At 58.5% G+C, this 17,985-nt stretch carries 15 protein-coding genes and 1 pseudogene; 6 read left to right on the plus strand and 10 right to left on the minus strand.

All coding sequences use genetic code 11. The features are described from left to right. Positions 1–296 precede the first annotated feature (296 nt). Positions 297–1,880: an NAD(P)/FAD-dependent oxidoreductase gene (locus AAFG16_RS25945; RefSeq protein ID WP_342729897.1), complete on the plus strand. Its 1,584-nt coding sequence runs from the start codon at positions 297–299 to the stop codon at positions 1,878–1,880. Positions 1,881–2,332: 452 nt separating this feature from the next. Here the strand turns inward: AAFG16_RS25945 and AAFG16_RS25950 are convergent, their stop codons facing one another. From AAFG16_RS25950 to AAFG16_RS25965, 4 genes and pseudogenes are all read right to left on the minus strand, one after another. Beyond that, the gene (locus AAFG16_RS25950) at positions 2,333–5,713 is read right to left on the minus strand and encodes an AAA family ATPase (RefSeq protein ID WP_342729899.1); all 3,381 of its coding nucleotides are present in this window, start codon (positions 5,711–5,713) and stop codon (positions 2,333–2,335) included. Between the two features lie 1,478 nt (positions 5,714–7,191). Beyond that, a pseudogene (locus AAFG16_RS25955) lies at positions 7,192–7,597 on the minus strand (hypothetical protein). Positions 7,598–7,760: 163 nt separating this feature from the next. Next, a complete protein-coding gene (locus tag AAFG16_RS25960; RefSeq protein ID WP_342729901.1) occupies positions 7,761–8,030 on the minus strand; it encodes a hypothetical protein in 270 nt (89 codons plus the stop codon). Positions 8,031–8,048: 18 nt separating this feature from the next. Beyond that, positions 8,049–8,399: a response regulator gene (locus AAFG16_RS25965; RefSeq protein ID WP_342729903.1), complete on the minus strand. Its 351-nt coding sequence runs from the start codon at positions 8,397–8,399 to the stop codon at positions 8,049–8,051. A gap of 1,791 nt (positions 8,400–10,190) precedes the next feature. On the opposite strand from AAFG16_RS25965, the gene AAFG16_RS25970 reads away from it, so the two are divergent. Then, entirely contained in the window at positions 10,191–10,547 is a 357-nt protein-coding gene (locus tag AAFG16_RS25970) for a hypothetical protein (RefSeq protein WP_342729905.1), read from the plus strand. A 120-nt stretch (positions 10,548–10,667) separates the two neighbouring features. Here AAFG16_RS25970 and AAFG16_RS25975 read toward each other — a convergent pair whose 3' ends face one another. Then, entirely contained in the window at positions 10,668–12,104 is a 1,437-nt protein-coding gene (locus tag AAFG16_RS25975) for an IS1182 family transposase (RefSeq protein WP_283079740.1), read from the minus strand. 65 nt (positions 12,105–12,169) lie between these two features. Further along, positions 12,170–12,331 (minus strand): hypothetical protein, encoded by a 162-nt coding sequence (locus AAFG16_RS25980; RefSeq protein WP_342729912.1) that lies wholly within the window; start codon positions 12,329–12,331, stop codon positions 12,170–12,172. Positions 12,332–13,431: 1,100 nt separating this feature from the next. Here AAFG16_RS25980 and AAFG16_RS25985 point away from each other — a divergent pair. Next, positions 13,432–13,782, plus strand: a complete 351-nt coding sequence (locus AAFG16_RS25985; RefSeq protein WP_283079233.1) for a hypothetical protein — start codon at positions 13,432–13,434, stop codon at positions 13,780–13,782. A gap of 319 nt (positions 13,783–14,101) precedes the next feature. Here the strand turns inward: AAFG16_RS25985 and AAFG16_RS25990 are convergent, their stop codons facing one another. Together AAFG16_RS25990 and AAFG16_RS25995 are read right to left on the minus strand one after the other, a co-directional pair. Beyond that, positions 14,102–14,539 (minus strand): NUDIX domain-containing protein, encoded by a 438-nt coding sequence (locus AAFG16_RS25990; protein WP_342729915.1) that lies wholly within the window; start codon positions 14,537–14,539, stop codon positions 14,102–14,104. Between the two features lie 149 nt (positions 14,540–14,688). Beyond that, positions 14,689–14,976 (minus strand): DUF3551 domain-containing protein, encoded by a 288-nt coding sequence (locus tag AAFG16_RS25995; RefSeq protein ID WP_342740972.1) that lies wholly within the window; start codon positions 14,974–14,976, stop codon positions 14,689–14,691. 584 nt (positions 14,977–15,560) lie between these two features. Between AAFG16_RS25995 and AAFG16_RS26000 the strand changes: the two genes are divergently transcribed. Continuing rightward, complete coding sequence (locus AAFG16_RS26000) at positions 15,561–15,752, plus strand: hypothetical protein (RefSeq protein ID WP_027558095.1); 192 nt, start codon at positions 15,561–15,563, stop codon at positions 15,750–15,752. 436 nt (positions 15,753–16,188) lie between these two features. After that, positions 16,189–16,509: a DUF1476 domain-containing protein gene (locus tag AAFG16_RS26005; protein WP_283079235.1), complete on the plus strand. Its 321-nt coding sequence runs from the start codon at positions 16,189–16,191 to the stop codon at positions 16,507–16,509. Between the two features lie 43 nt (positions 16,510–16,552). Here the strand turns inward: AAFG16_RS26005 and AAFG16_RS26010 are convergent, their stop codons facing one another. Next, the gene (locus AAFG16_RS26010; RefSeq protein WP_342729920.1) at positions 16,553–17,143 is read right to left on the minus strand and encodes a TIGR00645 family protein; all 591 of its coding nucleotides are present in this window, start codon (positions 17,141–17,143) and stop codon (positions 16,553–16,555) included. 157 nt (positions 17,144–17,300) lie between these two features. On the opposite strand from AAFG16_RS26010, the gene AAFG16_RS26015 reads away from it, so the two are divergent. Next, positions 17,301–17,591 carry a hypothetical protein gene (locus AAFG16_RS26015; protein ID WP_283079237.1) on the plus strand — a complete coding sequence of 97 codons (291 nt, stop codon included), beginning with the start codon at positions 17,301–17,303 and terminating at the stop codon, positions 17,589–17,591. A gap of 34 nt (positions 17,592–17,625) precedes the next feature. Here AAFG16_RS26015 and AAFG16_RS26020 read toward each other — a convergent pair whose 3' ends face one another. Continuing rightward, positions 17,626–17,754: a hypothetical protein gene (locus tag AAFG16_RS26020; RefSeq protein ID WP_283079238.1), complete on the minus strand. Its 129-nt coding sequence runs from the start codon at positions 17,752–17,754 to the stop codon at positions 17,626–17,628. Positions 17,755–17,985: the final 231 nt, after the last annotated feature.

Consider the following 17,985-nt stretch of genomic DNA (forward strand, 5'->3'; position numbering starts at 1 on the left):
TGAACTCCTTGCAAATGCCGACGATTCACCCGAAGCTAGTGTGAAAAGCTACGGTGACGAGCTACGAATGGTTCCGCGCTATTCGGCACTGCATCGAGTTTGCGGAAGGGGACTTCGTCTCGACCGCGTAGGCTCGGCGCGATTGGGCGAGCGGCCGTGCGCGCCAAGTCACCAATCCAGGGAAGATTTGGCGTGATCCGTGATCGAGCCATCATTTGCCTCCGATGATAATGAGACAGAATTAGGCTGAACAGCGAAGATCATTTCTGACACGATCGCAGCGGCAGGAGCGTCCCATGAGCGTCTCCCAACTCACGAAGCGCGTTCGGCGCGAGCTGACTTATTTGGACTATCCGGCTCGGGAATGGACAGTCCCGCGATTTATAGACGGCGTGAAGGTTCTGGACGTTCTGATTGTCGGCGCTGGACAGAGCGGGCTGGGAATAGCCTTCGGTTTGAGGCTTGAGCGTATAGTAAACTTCAGGATCATCGATCGTCGCCAAAATGGCTTTGAAGGGCCTTGGCGAAGTTTTGCTCGGATGAAACAGTTGCGCACGCCGAAAGAGGTGACTGGCATTGATTTCGGCATCCCGAGTCTGACGGTGCGGGCGTGGTACGAAGAAAAATTTGGGCGTCGAGCATGGGATCGGATAGATACCCTCCCTCAGGAGATCTGGCGATCTTATCTGGATTGGTATCGGGACGTCTTGGATCTCCCGGTCGAAAACGACGTCGAATTAACATCGATTGAGCCTGTAGGTGATCTCCTTCTTGCTCATATCCGTCGTGCCGACGGGATTGAGCGCGTACATGCAAGAAAGATCGTTCTCGCAACGGGCTTTGAGGGAAGCGGTAGCTGGCGCGTTCCTAAGTCTCTGGTTATGTGTTTGTCAGCAGATCTTTATGCGCATTCGGCAGATGACATCGATTTTCGCAAGCTCGCGGGAAAACGCATTGGCATCCTTGGTGCAGGGGCATCCGCTTTTGACAATGCAGCTCTTGCACTTGAGATGGGCGCCGCGCGAGTAGACCTCTGCTTCCGCCGTTCGGAGATACCACGAGTCAACCCACTTACCTGGATGAATTTCGCCGGCATGTTGGGCCACTTCGGGGAGCTGACGGACCTGGACCGCTGGCGATTCATGCGCCACATTCTTGTGGAGCTTCCTGTCCCGCCCACACAGGACGCCTATTGGCGATGCCTCAAGTTTGAGAATTTTGCCTGGCATCCCAACTGCGACTGGAGCTTCGTTGAGGAGGCATGCGGTGTTGCGAGGGTCCGAAGCATCGATCGCAGCTTCGAATTCGACTTCCTGATCTTCGCGAGCGGAGCCGAGACGGATCTCTCGGCACGTCCGGAGCTCGCTCTATTCTTTGAGCAAATAGCCCTTTGGCGCGACCGCTTCACGCCTCCACGCGGCGAGGAGAGCGAGCTACTCGCGCGCTATCCCTATTTGGGCCAAGCCTTTGAATTCACAGAGCGGCACCGGGGGGCCGCTCCGTTCCTGCGGAGATTACACAACTTCACGTTCGGAGCGATCTTGAGCAATGGTATATCGGGAGCGGCCATCACGGGAATAAAGTATGGAGTGCGGCGGCTCGTAAACGGTATCGCACGTGATCTGTTTTGCGAGGACTCGGCCACCTACTATCGCGATCTACTGTCATACCGGACGCCCGAGCTACGCACCCTGGACAATGCGTTTGTTTGGTTAAGCCAGATCGGCAGTGAGGCGACCAATTTTGAGAGCTTTGCCAAACAGCTGGATCAACACCAGTTTGCCATGCTTCGCTTGTTGCAGCGAAGGCCCGAGCATGACCCTCCGGCTGTTCGGATCGCCCGAACCGGTCGCACGAAGCGCACCTCACGACCGAAGTAGCAAAAAAAGAATCGGAATTGAAAGCTATGTCGGTGCTCGTGAGATGGGTAACGTTGCCGTTGGTTCTCGCGCGCCACGACACCACTGCGCAGCAGGAGGGCCGATCGAGTTGAAGAATGCCGTTTGACTACAGGCCCGTGATATTGGAGAATATTACATTCCACCGTTGCACATCGTGATCACCGCCTGACGACCTCTACCAACGGGAGCGTAAGCAATGGCTTTCATCGCATTTGCGAAGTTGATCAAATCTGCCCCATTGACCCCCGAGCAGCGAAAAGAACTCAAGAGTATTCTTTTAAATCGCGAGAAGCAGCTCAAGAAGGCAATCAAAGATGTCGAGAGCGCCCTTGCCAGGCTTGAACGAACGGGCAGTAGGGCTCGAGAGGGGTCGAAGGGGAGGCGGTGATTGGAAGCTGGTCAGTTGACGGGAGTAATGTTGAGAGGCGTGGCTAGCAGTTGCTATGATCTGGCTCCTCTTTCAGTCCTGAAACTGCGCTCAGTTCGTTCACGAGAGTCCTAGCGTCTGCCAGATCGGGTGTATCTCGACCTTCTGTGAACCAATTGTATATTGGCTTTACGAGGGACCTAGCTTCGAAATATCTGCCTTCCTTACTCCAATGCCGCGCTAGACAGATCGAGGCACGCAACTCCCACCAGCGGGCTTGTTGTTGCCGCGCAATCGCCACGGCCTTCTGCAGCTCGGCCTCTGCTTGGTCATGCCTGCCGAGCTTTAGGTTGATGCTGCCGCGAAGACGATGCAACTCGGCCTCAAAGAACCTCTCGCCTGTTGACTGCACCATCTGAACGCCTTCTTCGAGCAGACGAAGTCCAACTTCCGGTTCTCCGAGTTTGGAATGAGCGAGGGCGAGATGGCCCAAGTAGAGAGTGCGACGGCCTCGTTCAGAATTGCGGTAAGTTGCCGCCAAGGCGCTGCGCATCAGGTCGATTCCGGCTTGAAGTTCTCCTGCTTGGGCTAATAGTGCTCCACGGAAAAAACGTGCTCTTCGTTCGATCGCCGCGAATTCATGCTCAACGCTGAGTGATATCGCCTCGTCGGCGTGCGCCAAGGCACGCTGTGCGTCGCCCCCGATTATTCCCAAAATGACTACGTTCCCCAGAGCAAGCGCGGTTGTGAAGCTTTGTTGCCTCGTTCGAGCAAGAGTTTCGGTCTGCTCGAGGATCCTTGCAGATTGGTCAGGATAACCAAGCACCAATAGGGTCGACGAGAGCCAAGCTAGGCTGTTCACCGCGTCATCGACTCCAAAGCGGCGATAGGTCGATATCGTGACTGGATTGGTTGAGCACAACGAGAGCGCACGCTCCAGGTGGTTGCGCGCGTCGGCGAACACGCCTGTGCAATGCAGCGTCTGTCCGATGAAGCGTGTGGCTAAGACAGAGACGCCAGGATGATCATACTCTCCGGCCAGCGCAAGGCATTGGTGGGCATCCTCGAGTGCTGTGCTATACTCTGCGCGCATGCTGTGAGCTAGGTAATTGCCCCATAGGATCGTCATTCGCTCTTCGAGGCTCGCACATTCGCCAAGCAGCGCGCGAGCTCGCGAGAAGACCCGTAATGTTTCAGGCGCAGCGTCGCCCTCAGTCGCGGCGACTGCTGGCCCAAGAGACAGATAGAAATCCAGTTCCTTGCGGTCGCGTTGTGGTGAACTCCGCAGCTGTCGGATCAGCTCCAGCCCTCGCGCCAGATGCTTTACGGCCTCGGCATTGGAGGACCGGCCGAGCGCACGCTTTCCGGCCTTGAGCCAATAATCAGTAGCCTGTTCAAGTAGGCCGGCTTCGGTGAAATGATGCGCAAGAATTTCAGGGTCGTTCACGGCGGCTGTCTGGAATTCTTCCTCCAGGGCGCGCCCAATTTGAGCATGGAGCTGCCGCCGTCGTGTTTTCAGTAGGCTTTGATAAGCCGCATCTCGCACTAATGCGTGCTTGAATGTGTACACCGCATCCGGCAAGTCACCTTGTCGGAAAATGAGTCCGGCCTGTTCGAGTTCAGAGAGGGATTGCTGCAAACGCGTCTCCTCTCGAGCGACCACAGCTCGTATCAAGCAATAGGGAAATTCACGACCGATGGTAGCGCCGATTTGGGCAATCTCCTTAACTGAGTGCAGGCGGTCGAGCCGCGCCATGAGGGAATCGTGAAGGGTTTCTGGGATCGCGAAAGGCGGCAACGGACTGCCGAGTTGATAGCGATCTTGATCTTCAACCAGAATTCCCGCTTCGAGGACAGCCTTTGTGAGTTCCTCGACGAAAAGTGGATTTCCATCCGTCTTGGTTATGATCTGTTTCATCACGTCGGTCGGAAGCGCACGGCCATTGGCCACCTGGGTGGCCACGCCTTTAACATCGTCGGGATTGAGCCGTCCTAACGTCAGGCTTCCAACATTTGCAAGTCCTGTCCAAGCAGGCTCAAACTCTGGTCGAAAGGTAACCAGCACAAGGATAGGCAGCAGACGGGCTCGTTCGACGATGAGGTCGAGCAGTTCGAGGGTGGTGTCGTCGGCCCAGTGAACATCTTCGAAGAGCAAGAGGATCGGCTGTTTGCGCGATCGGCTCTCGAAATGATCGAGCAGCGCGGCAAGTGTGCGTCGACGCTGCTGTGCGGGACTTAGCTGCAGTGCCGGATAGCGGCCTTCGAAGGGGATTGATAGCAATCCAGCGAAAAGTGGTGCCACGGCCTCAAGTTCCGGCGCTTTCAAAGCGAGCAGCGCCTCCAGCTTATCGAGCCGCTTCTCGGCCGCATCCTCCGCTTTGATCCCAGCGCTCCTCTCCAATTGCTCTACCACGGGATGAAGTGCACTGTTGGCGTGATAAGGCGAACACTGATAGCGACATTGCACTTCTGATAGATGGCTACCTGCACATTCCGTCAGAGCGGTTGCAAGCCGTGATTTGCCGATACCTGGCTCACCGGAGATGAGGATGATCTGGCCTTCGCCCGCCCGAGCCAAATGCTGGCGTTCCAACAGGAATTTCAATTCGGAATCGCGGCCGACGAGATAGCTGAGCTCTGCCGGTCGTACCGCCTCAAAGCGGCTCTTGGAGGCCGAGAGGCCCTTAACGACCCAAGCGCTGACGGGCGTGCTAATGCCTTTGAGATGGTGTGCGCCCAAATCGCGAAGATCAAAGATATCGGCGAGAAGACGGCGCGTAGACTCGGCGACGACCACCGTATTCGGCTCGACCAAGGCTTGGACTCGAGCCGCGACATTAGGAGCGCCTCCAACTACGGAATGCTCACGAAGTTTGCCTTCACCGCCGAGGTCGCCCACGACCACCATTCCCGTAGCGATGCCGATGCGTACTGCAAGAGGTTCACCTGCGCGCGTTTCAAGCCGTGCGACAGCAGCAATGATGTCTAGTGCTGCTCTAACTGTTCGTTCGGGATCGTCCTCATGTGCAATGGGATAGCCGAAATAGGCAAGTATGCCGTCTCCACGAAAGTCCGCGAGAAAGCCGTCATAGGAGCGCGTTATACGAGCACAAGCGGCGTGATAAGCATCGATAACGGCACCCATATCTTCCGGGTCAAGCCGGGCCGCCAAGGCGGTCGAATCAACCAAATCACAAATCATCACTGTGAGATGACGCCGTTCCGCGAAGGGCGCAACTGCAGCGTTCGGGACAAGTGAGGGAGGGCGAGAGGGAAGTGCATTTATCCCGCTCATGAGGCGCTTCCGATCGCCGAGCGGGATACCGATCTTTTCGAAGTCCAGTTCCGTCAATTGCGGTAGCACATCGCAATCTATGGCGTTCGCGATGAACAGGGACTCATGCCGTCCGAGGCCCAGCCCTCTCAGCCACGTCCTGATTTCCATGCCAGGATCCTTGTGAGTAGCAGGTGGTTCAGCATCTCAGAGCCTGATCTTAGTTCAGGCAGTCCAATCCTACTTCATTAAAAGACTGATTCAATGATCATACCGCGCCGCACGGTAGCATGCCGTCGTGGCTGGAGATGTGAACAGCCTCGCAATTCGTCGCGTCTGAATACCTGTGAAACGGGGTGAGTGTTTTCTGCACGGGAGACTGGCGCGCGTCGGTTGCAATTCTTGAATTACTGCGAAGAAGGTTGGTTATATTGGGCTCAAGCCGCACACGCACGGATATTCCGTTCGAAGACCAATCGACATCGACTAATGGCCAACTATATTCGTTGGCAAAGCTGGCGGATAACTGAGGGGCTTTTCCCGATGCTCAGCGGAGACAGTCCGCGATGGGCGCAGACGCCACTTCAGATATCATCGCCTTTGCGCAACACCGAACTCGCCTGAAATCCCTATCGCGTCGTCCTTCCAGCCAGTCAGCCACAGTTCGATCATCGGGCGGAGCCAAAGAGTTCAGTTGCGTCCAAGTCTTTGGATAGGGGAGAGCGCTGCATCAACAACAAAGGCCGCAGTGGCAAGCCACCGCGGCCTGCCGGTTAAAATGTGTAGGTGAAATATGGGATCCAGCCCTGGCACGCAGATTAAGCACGCAGCCTTTGATCGGGCGGCCGCGCACTACAAGGTCCTCGCCTCCGTGCTGGAAAGCGCGATTGAGCAAGAAGAGGCCGCGAACATGAAGGTCGCTGGTTAGGACAGATTCCTCGCCCAATATTGCCCGCCGATTCACATAGACTAACGCAACTGATGAAAAGGATGCGGCCTACTCGCACTACGCGGAGCGAATGGCCGAGGCAACATGGCGAGCGAGAGAGGGGCGAGAGCGAGCAGTTTTTTTGTTCGGATGGGAGGCGCTGGTTGGATGGTTTACGATCGGGAGCGCAAGGGACCGGCGCTGATCGGAACTGACTGGGCGGCCAATCTGACGAAGGAGCAGGCAGAACGGGCGTACCAAGCGCTCTCCCGCTCAGACGGGGGCCCTTCTCCTAGCGTCCGGCGGGTTCTCATAGCGAAGTCCCGATCGTCGCTGGGTTTTCCCTATCGAAGCTTTGGCACAAACAGCATAGCCAGCCCGATCTAACTTAAGTTAAGACTGGGCATGGGCAAAGAACTCCTCGTGCGTGTGCTTGCCATCGGCGCCGGCGTTTTCACCGTCGCCGCCGCAACGGCGCTCATCTTCAGCCTTTGATCTATCTCAAATAGCGCACGCAATCGGCGTGCATCCTCCCATCCTGACGGGAGGCGACCATGACCATGCGACCGTGGATGTTGCATGCGCTTGCGTGGGGCACAGCTGCTGCAGGCTTGATAGCCATTGTTTCGATGAGCATGTAGGGCGGCCAATGCGCAGGCTCAAAGCCGACGCGCGCCTCAGTCAATCTTGACGCCGCACGCAGGGCAGAAACTGTGATCGCTCAGCGCTCCCCCGGCCACCAGACAGATGGCGGGTTAGTGGCTGAGATTCGTGTGGTCCGCAAGGCGACCAAATGACTGCTCTTGAATGGCCGTCCTTGGCGCTCGGAGCACTGCCGGCAGCGCATGTACCGTTCCAGCTCGTGGATCGGGGTGGTCTTCGCGCGCCTGACGATGTCCAGCGCGACCGTCTGGTGGGTGTCGCAGCCGAGGCACTTCACCTCCAGATAGCGGTAGCCGGCATTGAGGGCCTCCCCGAGGGTGGGGGAGGGCGCCTCGGAAACCGAGCATGCGGGCATTCCAGGCCTGGCAGGCGAGGATGTCCGCGTCCTTGCGGGCGTCGCACGCGCGTTCGGCCAGAACGCGCACGGTTGTCCCGAACAGGTATTCGCGCGACTTCGTGCTCATTGCAGATTGATTCCGCCGGAAGGGTCCGGAAGCAAGCCGCTAGCCGTAGATGCACCGCTGCGCGCATTGCCAGTGCTTGGTCAAGCGTGTCGTGCGCTGAACGGCGCATGAGCGGAAACCAGGAAAGGATGGCACAGCCGGGGCTTTAAGGGGGACTCTCGCGCTATCGGCTCTCTGCGATAACGCGCAGGACAAATAAAGTATTTTGGAATTCGTCGGTGAGCCGCCATTCCCGACCGGGCACCAGATCGCCGTCAATGCCCTGCAAAATCTGACCGGCCATCACCGTGGCCTCCTTCCAGGCGGCGTCTCGGTCAGCCAATTCCTCGCCGACGTGATCGGTGGCGGTATGACCGTAAAAAACATGGAAGAAGTAGCGCGGCATCTTCGGCGTGCGAAATAGAAAATGGCAATGCGGCAGTAACGCCGCCAAGTTTGGATCGGTTCCGCGTCAAGCCTTGCCCAGCAATTCCGCGATGCAGCGTTCGAGTTGGTCTATCCGAAACGGCTTTCTGAGCATCGGGCGCTGACGGTAGGCTTCCGGGACGCCGTCGGAGCCGTAGCCGCTGGCGAATGCGAACGGGACGTTACGTTTGGCAAGGGCCTGGGCCACCGGTTCGACGCTGCAGCTCCCCAGCGACACGTCGAGGAGGGCCATGTCAAAGGCCGAGTCGTTGGCGTGCTTCATCGCCGATGCCACATCGTTGGCTTCGGCTGCGATGTTATGGCCAAGGTCGGCCAACATGTCAGCAACCATCATGCGGATGAGGGCTTCATCTTCCACTAACAATATCGAAGCCAACGGCTTTGCTCCCCTACGCCCCTCTATGCTTATTGCCGTGTGATTTTGGTCGCGTTTACGAATGCTTGGAGTGCAACAGCACGAAGCTCGCCTAAACTCCCTTGGCCTGCTTCCGCCGCCTGCAAGAGCTGCTCGGCGATCAAGCGGCGGCCTTGATGATCGCCGCCGTGTGGAAGCTCGCGCAGGTCTCCTCGAGCACAAACTCCATATTCGACTTTACGCGGTCGGACACAATCATCCAACTTTCTCCGGTTTCAATGTCGGGAAGTTCTCGCAATTATGGATTTCGGCCAGAGGTGCGTCAATATTGCCGCGCTAGGCGACGGCAGACCGTGCCCGCCAATGCGGGCGGCTCGGCAGCCGGCCGATCTTCCAGCCCACGATGACCACGCGCACGGTGTCGTCAAAAAAACGGCCCCGACTCTTCGCATCCAAAGTTGGGGCCGAACGCACAGGGGCCAGCAGAGGGCTCATCGCCAGCCCAAGGTCAGCATGCATTTGCGCCGGGTCGCTGGCGATAAACCAAGTTAGCTAAGCCAGGAGGCTGATTTGCCAATGGGTGTCCTCACCAGGACATGATCACCATGCCGTCTGATGGTCGGCGCTCGGGGGCACGTCCTGACACTCCGACGCCCGGTGACCGCAGCACCAATGCCAAGGCTTTGCAGGATGGCGACGGAACATATGCCGTTCATTGACCCAACCCGCCTCGACGACGAAGGCCGCAGCGAACTCAATCGCTGCGGCCCCGGGACGACCGTTATAAACACCGTAGCTATTCTTCCGAGGCGCAAGAAAAGTCCCGTTGAATCAACAAGCTTGACAGGACACCCCTTCCGCCAGTCAAGGCTAAAAACCCAATATTTTCAATATTTGTCGGTTTTAACTCACCAAACGCGACTAACCAGTCGATGAAAAGTTGTGACTGTTCTCCCTGCCCAGTGGGCGCGAATTTAAGGCGAGAACGGGCCAATCGCGGGCAGCCCGTTGCTCTCCCCATCTACGCATTCCCTTCGCAGGATAGGCTGGCAGCATATTGCCGCTTTCTTCGAGCGGTCGGTGTAAAGTTCGAAGAAAGCGGCGCCGGACAGGCCGGGGCTTTTCGCCCACAATAACGCGCGGCTTTTTAGAGTTACCTTGGCTCCCGCCACGTTGCCGGTTCGCAGGGAGGTTGTTTGTACGGACCTCCGGCATACTGGCCCTCGTCTGGAGCCCGGACGCAGTGAACGACGCGGGAGGGATCGATGACTGCGCCGTTACTGTCGCGCCAACCTCGGTTTAAACCTGCACCCAGGGTTGCCGGTTCGCAGGGAGGTTGATTGTACGGACCTCCGGCATACTGGCCAACGTCTGGAGCCCGGATGCAGTGAACGACGCGGGATTCGTGGATGACTACGCCGTTTTTGTCTACCCAATCTGCCATGGCCGGAGTAGCGAGCATGGTTGCGGCGATCAATCCTACCGAAACATATTTGCTCATTTGCGCATCTCCATGGTTGTCGACTGATTGAAATGCAATTTATTTCTAGCGACGACGCGCTTCATCAAGTGTTGATCTACATCAAGCTCGTTTCCAAACACGGCGGCGGATGACCGCTCTGGGTCAAGAGCGGGCGTCAGCTTATCTGTGGAGCGGCGTCCGGCTTCCCTCAGACAGCAGACGTCGCGACGGCTCTCGTGGTGTTCAGCTTGGGGCCATACGCGGACATCGCCAACCAAAGCGCGCCTTGACCAAATCTGTGGCTATGCGTGAGAGTACCGAAGACTTGGGTACCGGATTGGAGCAATGTCATGGTCCAAGCAACTCGATTGGCTGTGGGTAGCCTAATCTTGCTGACAACGATGGTTAGGCCCGGCGGTGCAGCGGAGCAACAGTTCGCTTGCAAAGGACAGGTCGTTCAAGAAATGACCAATCCAGCCGTTCAACCAAGACCAATCGATCTGAACGTGACGTTGGGCGACAAGAACAAGCTGTCCATAACGACCGGCGACGGGAAAATCCTTGCTCCCCGCATTACCAGCAACAACAAGATCCAACTTAAGTTTGCGACTAAGGAGTTTGCTGGAGAATATTTTCACTATACCGGCGATTTATTCCTCATCTACAACTCTGGGCCACTCGCGCGGCTCAATTGTTCGCGCTCCTGATCCCGTTGGCATGCGAGCGAATGTCCGCCATTGCGCATTGGCGGCTTCCGCTTTGGGTCTTGGCCGTGTAAAAACGATCTCAAAGGGCCTCGGTCCCGGAAGCGGGGAGCCGCGTGTGTCTCAGGCCCCGATCGCAGCGATCAGCGGCTTGATCCCGACGATGTTCATGACCCGTGTCAGATTATAGGCCAGCACCGAGAGTGCCATTTCGGCGGCTACTTTTGGAAGCGTTTTGGTGAGGAAGTGTGTCGCTCCCATGCGGGCCTTCATCGTGCCGAACGGATGCTCGACTGTCTCTCGACGCTGGCGCATGGCTTGTGGGTTTGCATCGAGACGCTGCTGCACAGCCTCGAGCAGATGCTCATGCTCCCATCGTGGAATCCGCCGCTCTGGCCCTGTCGTGCACTGCGATTTAAGCGAACAATTTTGACAGGCCGTGGTCCAGTAGCGCCGTAGCCGCTTCCCGTCTTCCTCGCTCGTGAAGCGATAAGGCAGTTGCTCTCCAGCTGGGCAGCGATAGGCGTCCTCTTCAGGCAAATAGACAAAATCCTGCTTGCCGAAGCGCCCATCCGACTTGGCACCCGACGTCTGTGGCTTGGGCAGAGTTACCGTGATGCCGGCCTCGTGGCACGCGAGGATCTCCACGCTGCTGAAGTAGCCGCGATCGGCAACGGCCTCGAGCGCATCGGTCTGGAGCACTTCTTTCGCCTGCTTTGCCATATTGGCCAGTTGAGCCCGATCTGAGCCGCTGTTCGTTACCTCATGGGTCACAATCAGATGGTGCTCGGTATCCACGGCGACCTGCACATTGTAGCCGACGACGCCGGAGCCGCGGCCGCTCGTCGCCATCGAGCGGCTATCGGGATCAGTCAAGGAGATTTGCTGGTCAGGCGATGCAAGCATCTGCTTCTCGTAAGCGGCAAGCTTGCCCATTTCCTCCTTCAGCTTCGTCAGCTTTTCGGTAAGCCTCGTCACCTTCGTGGCCAGGGCCTCCGTCGGCTCCTGCCGGTCGGCCGTGTCAAGTTGGCCTAGATACCGCGCGACGCTCTCCTCCAGCTGGGAGCGTCGCCGCTCCACCTTCGCCCGGGTGAAGTTCCTGTCCCGGTTGTTCACCGCTTTGAACTTGCTGCCGTCGATGGCAACGCTCGCCGTCGTCAGGAGACCCATCCCACGGCAGAGTTCAACGAAGCGCGCACACACCCTGCGCAGCGCCAGGCCATTGTCCTTGCGGAAGTCGGCAATCGTCTTGTGATCGGGAGTGAGCCGACCCAGCAGCCACATCAGTTCGACATTGCGTCCGGCTTCTCGTTCGAGCCGCCGACTCGACTGCACCCGGTTCAGATAGCCATAGATGTAGAGCTTCAAGAGAACCGAGGGATGGTACGATGGCCGACCGGTCGCCGCCGGCTCAACCTCGAAGCTCATCTCGGCCAAATCGAGCGCATCGACAAACGCATCGATCACACGGACAGGATTACTCTCGTCAATGAAATCATCGAGGCATTCCGGCAACAGCGTGCATTGCCCACGATCCGCCTCCTCAACGAAGCGCCTCATCGATTCCCCCAAAAAGAATCACCGGAGAATCATAGCAGCGGCACAGCGTTTTCACACAGCCAGGGTCATAAGCCGCCGATGATCGACCGAACTGGCAGCTTCCGCTTGATAACCGAAAGGTCGAGAGCAGCTAGGTTCACGTAGGCGGTCTTCAGCGCATCGACTGCGCTGGCGTATGCTGCACCGGCGGCGACTCGCTGGGTCATCAGTTGTGACAGTGTGCTCATTTGGGAGCTCTCCTATGCGGCTGCACAACATCGACGGTTCGAGCCGGACCGTCAAAAATAGCCGATCGAGATCAGAAGGCGCTACAAGGCGTCACGAGCGGTCATGAATGGTCATCGGACGGATGTCGCGTCACGATTTCCACAGCCATATAAACCGCGATGGTTAGACAGTTTGTTGGGTGCGCGAAGTCCATGAGCGATGACAATGCTCCGGGAGGAGGGCACGTCCGTCGTCCTAGACTTTCGATTGATCTGCTGTCGCCACGCTGCACGGAGTTCTGCGAATTCGGCCGGGTGCGCCTCTCGGACCTTTTTGGTCGGCACCATGAAGCGGACCTTTTCGTCCGCGCGCCATCTTTCGATTACGTGAATATGTCGGGAAGCGGCAATCCATCGCCGAAATCCATTTGCTGCGCATCGCCAGCATTGTGATTTGTCGACGCTGTATAGTAGCGAATCGCCATCCACGGCGTTGGGATTAGCTTCGATCGAGAATGCACGCACGCTCCGATATGGCCCAATCGATATCGATTGGTTCGGGCCAACGCTAATGGTTCGGTTTGAAGCAAGACTTCGCACGACACCACTCACATGGTCCGATTTCGACCGGACGATAACAATGTCGCCGGGCTGCAACCCCGTTGTGTCCGACCGGCCGCTTCTCACGGCATCGACTATCGACACATGAATTCCCCCGGCGATGCGTTGCGAAGCAGGCAGAATCACCTAGTTCGGTAGCGGAGGTCAAATAACCGCGCGCTTCACCTCACCGCATCTGTCTGCGCGTCAACGCTCGGCTGTTGGGTCTTGCCGCCAGGCCAAGGCTACAGTTCTCTGACTCCATCGCAACAGCCGAACTGGTTCGTTACGAACAGCGGCATGTCGGCTTCGGGCGCGATGCTGTCCTTCAATTCACCAGCGCGACCGCAACCCTCGATGGGGCCTGGCGTCAAGCCTTGCGGCCTTCCGCGCGGTCGCAAGGATCCACAGCCAATGAGCTGACAGCGCTCCCTGAGGGAGTGGATGAATATGACGAAACTGAGCCGCTTGCGGCGCCGCGCTCCACCTGTTTAAGTTGCGAGGGCTTGGAGTAGGCGATTATGAAATGGCATTTATCCACTTCAGCGCTCATCGTTTTGGTGCTGATCTTCACCAGCAATTGCGCAGCCGCATTCAACTATAAGTACGTTGGCGACCGTAGCGCCGGGTACGACAAGAAGATCAACGGCGGCAAAGGCTGCTTCATGGGTGATTGCAGTAAACGGCAAGAGCGGCTCAATGCTCAGCGGCCTGCTATTAGCTGCTCTTCTCGTGCCGATTCTTGCCGCAGGAAGAACAGCCTCAATCCAAACATGGCTTCACGATGTGAGCCTGCCCGCCTAGCTTGCCTCAAAACCGGTACTTTCGTCACGCTATCCGGTGAACAAAGAACCGTTGATCTGAGGGAATGAGCGAGGCGACTTAACAGGAGCTTGCCGGTCGTTTTCGGATGCAATCCGGCAACTGATCGAGATCGGATTGAAAGCGCCGCGGGAGAAGGGCAGGGACTAAAGCGAGCGATTTTCATCGGCCGCGAGTTTTGCCACGCCGCCGAGAGCTGCTGATGCTTGCAGTGCTGCTACTGGTCGGGACACCCATCGACTGGATCATCGTCGAACTGTGGGTGCAAATGCCGAAAGACTGAGTGTCTTCCCCACCCACGACCGGCAGTAGCTCGCGCGCGTTCAAGAGGATTGTGTTCGAAGACATGTTCCTCTCCTGGTCCGTGGTTCACGTCAGCGGAGCCGAGCCTCCCAGGAATGCCTCCAGGGCAACCAAGGTCAGTGGCGTCATCTCCGCGCGAAATTTGTCTAGTTCTGTTGGATGGATGGCGACTAGCTTGCCTTCGCTCACGAGCAGATCCGAGCTCGGAATATTGCGGGCCACAAAGACTTCACCACAGAGACGCTTTGCGATTTTCTCGGGATCGGCGCCGTTCAAACTGACGAAGAACTCGAAGTCCGCAGCAGATCCCTTGTAGCCAATCTCCTCGGCTACTTCCCTTACAATGCATTCGAGAGGACTTTCGGCCGGCTCCCGACGTCCGCCGAACAGGGCGATCTTGCCGGGATGCACGATTCCCGGAACCTCGTCCCTAAGCTGAAGCAACAAACAGCCTGCCGTGTCGATGAGAATTGCGGCCGCGAAATCTCGAATTTCCTGCTTCAAAAGTAACGGTCCTTATCATACTGACCACCCGTCAATTCCTCAGGTGGAGGCCCGCCAGCGTGAACCGGCGGGCCCGATTTGCTCAGCGAGTCTTTCGAGGGGGCTCATTGGCTGTCGGGAGTTCTCTTTGAGCCGTGGGTCATGCTGGCCTAGTAGGGATACCATTGACCGCGATAGCCGCTGCCGGCGAAGGCGTGGAGCGGGTTTATACCGCAATAGGCGTTCGTACCTGATGCGGTTGCCATGCACTGCTCGTAGGTTGCGAATTGGCAATTGCCCGGGTAGCCCCAGATCCGCCCCTGCAAGCAGTAGAGATCAGCTGGGCCGCTCTGGGAAACGTAGCCTTGGCGATATTGCCGGGCGGTCGTAGGCGAGATCGAACCCGCCGACACCAGAATTAAGCCAGCTGATACAATCGCGAGAAGCAGGCGATTCATGCTCATGTTCACCTCCTGATTTCGTTCTCGCCAATCGAATTTGAGTGGCGCCTTCGGATAATGTCTACAGTGTCGCAGCTCACTCCCCGTTGGAGAATGTCTCCGGTTCTCGGTTCAACCGGTGCCGAGAAAGCGGGCGCACGCGCATGTCTTCCCGGATGACCAATATGAGCTAGCGGTCGCGCCTTGCTTCGCAAGAGCACTCCGGCTCTGAAGAGACCTGCTCGCCGGCGGTCGCGAGGCAGCGGTCAGGCGAGAGACGGGAAGGCAAGTGCGCAACGTGAGGCGGTGCCGGCAATGCCGTGACGGATTTTCCGAAGTTGGCAGAATGCCACTGTTTTGCCCGACGTGTCAAACGGCTTTCCGCGGCGCATCAAAAAAGGGCTTGTACCAGCACGACTTGGCTACTGTGCATGGGGTTGTTTTCGATATTTGTTTGAGCGTCCGCCGACAAGGCTGATGGCTTCGAGTCCAAGTCGGTTTGCTACCGCTAAGGTCCTGAATAGGCGGACGTTTCGGTTGAGCTAGGGCCCCGGAGGGGGTGAGGGTGCGGAACTCTTTCCTCACCTCCACGTTATCTCGGCATGACTGAAGACCTGTCCTATCGACGCAAACCCCTGACCCCTGAACAGCGCCAGGCGCGCGATGCGGCGCGCCGGATCGAGGCCGAAAAGGCCATGCGCGATCACGAAGAGGCGCAGAAGGCGTTTTACGCCAACAAGGAACGGCTCAAGGCAGAACGCCTCGCGCGGGAGGCCGCAGCCGCGAAGGCCTGACGGATCCCACGCGTCGCGCCGAAATAGCTCTCGACGAGATCTTGCGACCGCGGCCGGCCCTAGGGCCGGCCGGAGACCCGCGCCACGCTCAAAGCAAGCTCGAGCACTTGCACGGCCCCTGCAAAGAGGCCGCGGGCGAAGCGGCCTCGATGGCTTCGGCTGCGATGCGGCAATCGTTGGCGACCTCGATCAGCTCGCTGCCCGCGAGGTCCACGGTGGAGAGGACCGCCTGCTAGGGGCTACCCGTTCAAGCCGTCGAAACTCTCGCAAGGTCGCTGTTCAAGCGTCAGCGCTCTCCCGCCACACAGGGAGAGGCTTGACGGCGTTTGGCTTCCGCCGGAAGCTTCAGATGATCCCAAACTGACGCGACCCCACGGAGACGATTGCTCCCAGCCAGTTTCGATCCTCTTGAAGCGAAAACGAGATGGAGCTGACCATGACCACGTTCGACAAGCGCGAGCAGGGCTTCGAAGCCAAATTCGCTCACGACGAGGAGCTCATGTTCAAGGCCGCGGCGCGGTCAAACAAGCTGCTCGGGCTGTGGGCCGCGGGCCAGCTCGGGCTCAGCGGCGATGCGGCTTCGAATTATGCGACGGCGCTGGTGACGGACAGTCTGGCGAGCCAGACGATCGACGAGGTCGTGACCAAGGTCTCGGGCGATCTCGCCGCCAGAGGCGTGACGCGCGAGCAGGTCGCGGCCAAGCTACAGGAGTGCCTGCACCAGGCGCTCGCGCAGCTCGAAGCAGACAAGCAATAGGGCCGGCCTTGGTGCCTCGGTCTTGGCACCTGGTCTTGGCGCCTCACTCGGCATGCCTGCGCATGCCGGAATCGCTGAGCTTGTCGACATAGGCAATGCCGAGCGCCGAGACGATGAAGGTGATGTGAATCAGCACCTGCCACATCACGCCGGTCTCGGTGAAGCCGGCGCGGCTGGAGCCGAGATTGCCGGCCTCGATGAAGGTGCGCAGCAGTGCGATCGAGGAGATGCCGATGATGGCCATGGCGAGCTTGATCTTCAGGACGCTCGCATTGACGTGGCCGAGCCATTCCGGCTCGTCGGGATGGCCCTGGAGGTCGAGCCGCGAGACGAAGGTCTCGTAGCCGCCGACGATCACCATCACCAGCAGGTTCGAGATCATCACGACGTCGATGAGCGCGAGCACGCTCATCATGATCTGCTGTTCGGTGAGGTCGAGCGCGTGCCAGGACAGATGCCAGAGCTCCTTCAGGAACAGCGCGATATAGACGCACTGCGCCACGATCAGTCCGAGATAGAGCGGCAGTTGCAGCCAGCGCGAGCCGAAGATGATCATCGGCAGGATGCCGAGACGCGGCGCGGGCAGGCGGGGCAGGGAATGTGGGCCAGTGTTGGGCTCGAGCTCAACCGACATTCAGGCAGCATCCTCGCGAGCGAAATGATCTTGCATTCTGTACCCCGGCAAGATGGCGGGTGGAAGACGCGGGCCGCGCTCGGCCTTTCGCGGGTGGTGCCGTCTCGTGTTACTCTGCGGGCGGCCGCGGCACGGCGGCCTGGATGGGGAGGCGGGTGTGTCCTGGAGTGGGTTGGGCAAAGCGGTGGGCGGGGTTGCGCTCGCTGTCGCGATCTTCGTTGGCGCCGGCAGCACGGACGCTGCGGCGACGCCGCTGACGCCGTTTCGCTACGAGGCGCAGGCGCAGCGCCATTGCCCGCATGACCAGGTGGTCTGGCTCGATTTCCGGAAGGGCGTCTACTACGGCAAGGGCCAGAAGCGTTACGGCCAGGGTTTCGATGGCAGCTTCGTCTGCCGGAGCGAGGCCCGCGATAGCTTCTATCGCCGCTCGCTGCTCGGCCTGCGCTGAGCGGCCGGTGATTCGGAGGTTCGGCTGACGCCGGTTATTTCTGGTTCGGCAGCTTCACCGGCACGTGCGGGGAGGAGCTGACGGTCCGGGGGCTGCCGTCGGGGTAAGTGCGGTCGCCGCGGATCAGGGATTCCAGAACAAGAAAGAATTTCTCTGCGAGCATTTGCGTCACCCTCGTTGGTGATGGCCTCTTGAAATTACGTCGAGGCGCCGAACGCGAAAATTCAATCAACTAAACGGGAACAGGCCAATGGCGGGCAGGAACGCATGCTGCGTCGCAGTGTAGCCCTGGTCGGAAAAAGCGAAACTGCCGATCGTGCTCAGCCGAAGGCGAGGGCCACGAGGCTCGAGCAGAGAAGGACCAAGCCACCGGCAGTCAGCGCCAGGAAGCTAT

The organism is Bradyrhizobium sp. B117 (assembly GCF_038969555.1).
GTDB lineage: Bacteria > Pseudomonadota > Alphaproteobacteria > Rhizobiales > Xanthobacteraceae > Bradyrhizobium.

What these genes read in the sequence shown, in the direction of transcription:
- AAFG16_RS25950 (WP_342729899.1), bottom strand. Translation starts at nt 5,713, where the DNA reads ATGGAAATCAGGACGTGGCTGAGAGGGCTGGGCCTCGGACGGCATGAG.
- AAFG16_RS26005 (WP_283079235.1), top strand. Translation starts at nt 16,189, where the DNA reads ATGACCACGTTCGACAAGCGCGAGCAGGGCTTCGAAGCCAAATTCGCT.
- AAFG16_RS26010 (WP_342729920.1), bottom strand. Translation starts at nt 17,143, where the DNA reads ATGTCGGTTGAGCTCGAGCCCAACACTGGCCCACATTCCCTGCCCCGC.
- AAFG16_RS26020 (WP_283079238.1), bottom strand. Translation starts at nt 17,754, where the DNA reads ATGCTCGCAGAGAAATTCTTTCTTGTTCTGGAATCCCTGATCCGCGGC.
- AAFG16_RS25985 (WP_283079233.1), top strand. Translation starts at nt 13,432, where the DNA reads ATGAAATGGCATTTATCCACTTCAGCGCTCATCGTTTTGGTGCTGATC.
- AAFG16_RS25980 (WP_342729912.1), bottom strand. Translation starts at nt 12,331, where the DNA reads ATGAGCACACTGTCACAACTGATGACCCAGCGAGTCGCCGCCGGTGCA.
- AAFG16_RS25995 (WP_342740972.1), bottom strand. Translation starts at nt 14,976, where the DNA reads ATGAATCGCCTGCTTCTCGCGATTGTATCAGCTGGCTTAATTCTGGTG.
- AAFG16_RS25975 (WP_283079740.1), bottom strand. Translation starts at nt 12,104, where the DNA reads ATGAGGCGCTTCGTTGAGGAGGCGGATCGTGGGCAATGCACGCTGTTG.
- AAFG16_RS25970 (WP_342729905.1), top strand. Translation starts at nt 10,191, where the DNA reads ATGGTCCAAGCAACTCGATTGGCTGTGGGTAGCCTAATCTTGCTGACA.
- AAFG16_RS26000 (WP_027558095.1), top strand. Translation starts at nt 15,561, where the DNA reads ATGACTGAAGACCTGTCCTATCGACGCAAACCCCTGACCCCTGAACAG.
- AAFG16_RS25945 (WP_342729897.1), top strand. Translation starts at nt 297, where the DNA reads ATGAGCGTCTCCCAACTCACGAAGCGCGTTCGGCGCGAGCTGACTTAT.